Here is a 5,112-nt window from a genome sequence, read left to right as displayed (position 1 = left end):
TGCCGGTACGCGGCGAGAAAGGCGTCCTCCTTGCCCGTGAACAGGGCGTAGAAGGCCGGCCGGGTCACGCCGGCGGCCTGGCAGATGTCGCTGACCCGGGCGTTGTCGTAGCCCTTCGTCGCCACCTCGTGCACGAGCCCGTCGAAGAGGCGGTCTCGCTGGGTCGCGGCCACGACCTCTGCGGAGACCCGTCGCGGGCCGCGCTTGATCGCGCGGTCCGGGTCGCGGCCCGGGCGTGCACCCGGCAGGGGCGCCGGCACCGGCTGAGGGTGGCTCTGCGTGGTCAATTCATTGACCTCCGTTGATTCATTGACTTTGCGACCCTCCGGGGTTTATAACTTTCCTCACGCTCAGTTCGCTCCCCGTCACCTTTGGTGATCTCTCCGGATGGTCACCCTGACTCGTCGAAGGAGGGCTCGATGGCTGTCATTATCGCCGAACACGAACGCTCTCCCAATGCCGGAAAGGCGCAGGTGACGCGGCTACGCCGCAGTGCACCACGCCGACCCGCCCGCTGATCCGCGGCACCTCCGTCACCCGCGCCCGACCCGACGGTCGCCCGGCGCCTCCACCACCACCGCCGTCCACCTCGGACGGCCATGATCGCCGCCCGGCGTGCCCGCCCGGCGGTGACCGCCTGCGCGGTCCGCTCGTTCCCGTCCCGCCACCGGAAGGAAGCATCATGCTCAGGTACGGAAAAATCGGCGGGGGTCTCGTCGCCCTCGCGCTGCTGACCGGTCTCGTAGCCGCCCCGCCAGCCTCCGCCGACCCGTCAGCCGCGCTCGCCGGCAACGTCCTGACCTACCCCACGACTGGCGGCACCGCCGTCGCCGTCAACGACGTCATCCAGGCCAGCCTCAAGACCGGCACCAACGCCACCTTCTACAGCTCCACCTCGGGCACCACCGGCATCAAGTGCGCCGCGTCCAGCTTCAGCGCCAAGGTGCTCACCAACCCGACCGCCCCGGGCACCGCCACCGAGAGCCTCACCGCCCAGAGCTTCGGCACCTGCACCACCAACGTGTTCGGCACCACCGGGGTGCAGAGCATCGCCCTCAACAACCTGCCGTACGCCACCTCCGTCACCAGCGCCGGCGTGGTCAAGATCTCCGGCACCACGGCGGCGCCGGTGCAGAGCACCGTCGTGCTGAACTCGTTGCTCGGCACGATCACCTGCGTCTACCGGACCAGCACCAACAGCCTCACCGGCACGGCGGCCAACGCCACCAACTCGATCACCTTCACCCATCAGCCGTTCACCAAGTTCTCCGGCCCGTCCCTCTGCTTCGGCACCGCGTACTTCTCGGCGACGTACTCGCCGGTGCGCGACAGCACCAAGGGCAACGCCGCCGTCTACGTGAACTGACCATGCTCCACCGGGCCGGTGCGCGGGCGATCCGCCGTGCGCCGGCCCTCGACCATGCCCGGGTCAGCCGGCGACCAGCGCCGCGTGCAGGGCCCGCATCGACCGGACGGCCGAGCGGATCTCCTGCAGGTAGCGGCCGGGGCTGAGCGTCTGCTCCGGCAGCCGGGCCAGGTCGGGCAGGGTGGGGTCCACCCCGACGGTGTCGATCCCGCAGCCGTACGGCAGGGCCAGGGTGCGCAGCGCGTCGCAGTGCTGGAACGGCACGTAGATCGGCGCGGTGAGCATCAGCACCTGATCGCCCGGGGCGACCTGGGCGTGCCCGGCCCAGAAACGCTGCGTGTCCGCGGTGTGCGCCCGCCGCAGGTGCGGTTCGCTCGACGGCGCCGCCAGCACCCGTACCGGCGGCAGGCCCCTGGGGTGGTAGGTCCGCGACGACCAGGAGTGGTGCGGGTGGCCTGCGTCGACCCCGTCGCGCTCCGCCGGGACGGCCACCCCGAACGCCCGCCGGACCGCCGTGTCCAGCACGTCCACCTCGGTGTCGTCGGCCGGCAGGCCAGCGTCGGCCAGCGTCGCGCGTTCCCACTCGGACAGCGGCCGGAAGCTGCCCAGCACGGCCACCTCGCCGCCCACCGCCAGCCCGGCACGCAGCAGGTGCGCGGCGTAGGTGACGCGGCGCACGCAGGCGTGTGCCAGGCCGCCGAGCACCACCAGGTGGGCGTACGCGCCACGGGTCGGCGGCACCGGATGGACCAGCCCGAGCGCGGCTGCCGCGTCGAGCACCAGCGCGGCGGTGGCCGGATCGAGGTCGGGTTCGCGCGCGTCGGGCCGTTCCCGGCCACCCCGGAAGTCCCAGTGTCGGGCGGAGAACTCGTCCAGGAATCGAAGCACCTCGGTGAGATCGCCGTCGGGCCAGGCGCCGCCGAAGCGGGCGACCAGGCCGCGGACCGGGGATGAGCAGACCCAGGCCCGGATCTCCGCCGTGATCTGCTCGTCGTCCGTTCCGGTCGACGACGCCGCGTCCGCGCTCTGCACCTGCCGGATGCTACCGGCCCGCTGCGGCGGGACCCGGCGGTTGTGGCAGCTGTCTACGCTGGCGGGAGCGGCTGATTGGGGGATGTCGATGGCCCGTGACATGGCCCGTGAGCGGATACGCGGGCAGGGCAGCTCCAGTGGAGGCTTCGTCCGTCTGGTGGCGCACACCGACCCGGTGGCGTTGGTCGGCATCACCCTGTCGATCACCCTGAGCATCACGCTCGACCTCAGCAACGCCGCATCGGGGGTGGAGTCGCTGCTGGCCGGCCTGATGGGCATCACCATCTCACTCCTGGTGGACTCGTTGGCCCGCGCGGAGCGCCGGTTCCACCTGCGAACCCTGCTGGATGGCCCGCCCTGGCTCGTCCGCACCACGACGGAGCTCGCCGGGGCGATGCGGGACGCGGCCGAGCAGCACGCCGGCACCCGGGTCGCGGCGGAGGCGCAGCGGCGGTATGAGCAGTTCCGGGTGGAGGCCGAGCAACTCGCGGAGGGTCGCATCATCCGGCGCGGCGACGAGGACGAGGACCTGATCGGCGCGACCCGCACCTGTACCCAACGACTGGACGCCCTGACCAACGTGATGCCCCGGGCGAGCGGGGAGCTGAGCTGGTGGCGCAGCGAGATCGGCCGGCGCTACTGGGAGGCCAACCTCGAAGCCCTGCAGCGGGGCGTCCAGATCACCCGGGTGTTCGTCTACGCCAGAATGAGCGACGAGCTGTCCGCCCTGGTGGAGAAGCAGCGTGCGGCGGGGGCACGGGTGGGGTTGCTGCCCTACGGTGTGGTCAGTCCCCAGCTACACGTCAATCTGGCACTCTGGGACGGGTCGAGCTGCTGGGAGGCCCACATGACCGCACACGGCGAGATCGGCGAGAACCAGTTCTCGGTCAACCGGACGGACGTCAACCGGCTCACCCGCGTGTTCGACCTCTGCTCGAATGCCGCGACCTTCCAGGACTGACGGCCCCACCGGGGCGGAGACGGGTGAGCCATGACGTGGAGTGCGGTCCTGCTGGTGACGGCCGTGGTCTGGGCGGTCAGCGTGATCCGCTCCGTCCGGCTCCGAGCGCTGGTCTACAGTCTGCCGCTGCCGATGACGCTCGCCCTGCTCAGCACCGATTACCGGGTGGGCGGCGCGCAACTGCTCGGCGTGCTCGGGCTCAACCTCTTTTTCGTCACGGTGGCGGTCACCTACCACCGGCTGCGCTGGCCGATCCTGCTCGCCGACGCTGCGGGGATCGCCGTCTACGTGGCGCTCAGCGCCGGCCTGCTGGCCGTCGTCATCCCGTTCGAGGCGGCGCTCGTCGGCACGCTCGTGCTCTGGTCGGGGGCCATGCTGCTGCTGCACCGCCGCGCTCGCCCGAGCGTCGCCCCCGCTGATGCCCCGGCGGCCCCCACCGATGAGGGGGCCGCCGTCGCCGAGACCTCGGACGGAGGACGCCCGGACGGGCTGCCGGCGTTGCTCAAGTTGGTGGTGATCTTCGTCGGGGCGATTCTCACCGCGCTGCTCGGTGCCGTGCTGCGCGGCATGGTGGTGACCTTCCCGTACTCGGGGGTGCTGGTCGCCGTCGAGGCCCGCCACCAGTTGCGCGAATTCAGTCGTCACTTCGCCCGCAACAGTCTCGCGCTTGTCGGTTTCCTCACCGCGTACCACTACCTCCAGGACGTCTCGTCGGCCGTGGCGCTGGGTGCCGGTTGGGCCGCCTTCGCGGTGGTTGCTGTGGCCCTGCACCTGCCGTTGCGCCCACGACCGGCGGCCCCGGACCCTTCGACGGCGGGCCCGACCATCGCGTCGCCGCCGCACCAGCCCTTGCCGGACCGGCGACCGGCCACGCCGCCCGCCGACGACGCGACCCCCGGTGAGTCGGCGCGCCGTCGCGATCCCGCCACGTTGACGGGCGGCGGCCCGCCGGTGGCGCGGAGGGCCGCGCAGGTACGCCCGCCAAGGCCACTCCGGCCGGCGACCGAACCCCCTTCCGTCCGATGAGGACACCTGGCGGGCGATCTCGGAGGTGCTGGCCGGGCGACGCCCGGACTCCGGCGCGCTCGACCGACACGTCTTGGCCCGCACGTCATCGGCGACGAGCGGCCCGGAACACGTCCTAGCGGCTGGTTCCGACCAGTTCGGCGATGCGGGTGAGGGGTTCGGCGTACGCGGGCCAGTCGAGGCCATCGACACTGAGCGTGGGGCGGCGGCGTACGCCGTCCACCGCGCCCGCGCCCACTACCGCGCTCAGCAGGTCGTACGACCAGGCCGGCTCCAGCAGCGTACGAAGCTCGGGCACCTCGGGGTGGAGCAGCGACAGCGCGCCGACCAGGGCGGCGGCAGCCCAGTTCGAGGTGCCACCGACGAGTAGGGCGTCCGCGCCCACCACGCACCGGATCCGCTCGCCCGCGGCGACCACCCGCCCGACCAGGTCCGCCGGCAGGCGGCCCATGCCGAGTTCGTTGCCGCCGTCGCCGATGCCGATCCGGAAGGCAGACCCGGAGGTGTAGAGCTGGTCAAGGGGTGCCGTGTGTGCGCCGATGTCCTCGCCGCGCATGTTCCGCGGCCGACCGTCCACCCCGGGCCCGACCCGTTCGCAGGCGATGAGGTGCGTCAGCTGGCCGTACGCGGGGATGCGGGCGGCGGCCCAGTCCTCGTACCCGCGCAGTGGCGCGACGTCCACCGGCAGGTTGGGCGCGGTGGCGGCGACGGCCGCCTCGAGCACGGG

The 5,112-nt window shown here is 72.2% G+C and carries 6 protein-coding genes; 3 read left to right on the top strand and 3 right to left on the bottom strand.

Annotated elements, in window-relative coordinates; translation table 11 throughout:
• Positions 1-260, bottom strand: a 260-nt coding sequence (locus tag KBX53_RS21670) for a helix-turn-helix domain-containing protein (protein ID WP_309140827.1), incomplete at its 3' end; no start/stop codon positions are given.
• 422 nt (positions 261-682) lie between these two features.
• Between KBX53_RS21670 and KBX53_RS21665 the strand changes: the two genes are divergently transcribed.
• Entirely contained in the window at positions 683-1,366 is a 684-nt protein-coding gene (locus tag KBX53_RS21665; RefSeq protein ID WP_210861284.1) for a Tat pathway signal sequence domain protein, read from the top strand.
• 63 nt (positions 1,367-1,429) lie between these two features.
• Here the strand turns inward: KBX53_RS21665 and KBX53_RS21660 are convergent, their stop codons facing one another.
• On the bottom strand, positions 1,430-2,398 hold the full coding sequence (locus KBX53_RS21660) for a hypothetical protein (protein WP_210861283.1): 969 nt from the start codon (positions 2,396-2,398) through the stop codon (positions 1,430-1,432).
• An 88-nt stretch (positions 2,399-2,486) separates the two neighbouring features.
• On the opposite strand from KBX53_RS21660, the gene KBX53_RS21655 reads away from it, so the two are divergent.
• Together KBX53_RS21655 and KBX53_RS21650 are read left to right on the top strand one after the other, a co-directional pair.
• On the top strand, positions 2,487-3,359 hold the full coding sequence (locus tag KBX53_RS21655; RefSeq protein ID WP_210861282.1) for a hypothetical protein: 873 nt from the start codon (positions 2,487-2,489) through the stop codon (positions 3,357-3,359).
• Between the two features lie 30 nt (positions 3,360-3,389).
• Positions 3,390-4,385, top strand: coding sequence for a hypothetical protein (locus KBX53_RS21650; RefSeq protein WP_210861281.1), 996 nt, complete (start codon positions 3,390-3,392; stop codon positions 4,383-4,385).
• A 115-nt stretch (positions 4,386-4,500) separates the two neighbouring features.
• On the opposite strand, the gene KBX53_RS21645 is transcribed toward KBX53_RS21650, so the two are convergent.
• The coding region (locus KBX53_RS21645) for a glutamate cyclase domain-containing protein (protein ID WP_210861280.1) at positions 4,501-5,112 on the bottom strand (612 nt) is incomplete at its 5' end.

The organism is Micromonospora sp. M51, assembly GCF_018070305.1.
Classification (GTDB): domain Bacteria; phylum Actinomycetota; class Actinomycetes; order Mycobacteriales; family Micromonosporaceae; genus Micromonospora; species Micromonospora parva.
Note: the sequence above shows the minus strand (reverse complement) of the source record. Positions and strands in the feature narration are given on the sequence as shown.

Excerpts from the sequence above, each read along its gene's own strand:
- KBX53_RS21650 (WP_210861281.1), top strand. The coding sequence starts at position 3,390 with ATGACGTGGAGTGCGGTCCTGCTGGTGACGGCCGTGGTCTGGGCGGTC.
- KBX53_RS21665 (WP_210861284.1), top strand. The coding sequence starts at position 683 with ATGCTCAGGTACGGAAAAATCGGCGGGGGTCTCGTCGCCCTCGCGCTG.
- KBX53_RS21655 (WP_210861282.1), top strand. The coding sequence starts at position 2,487 with ATGGCCCGTGACATGGCCCGTGAGCGGATACGCGGGCAGGGCAGCTCC.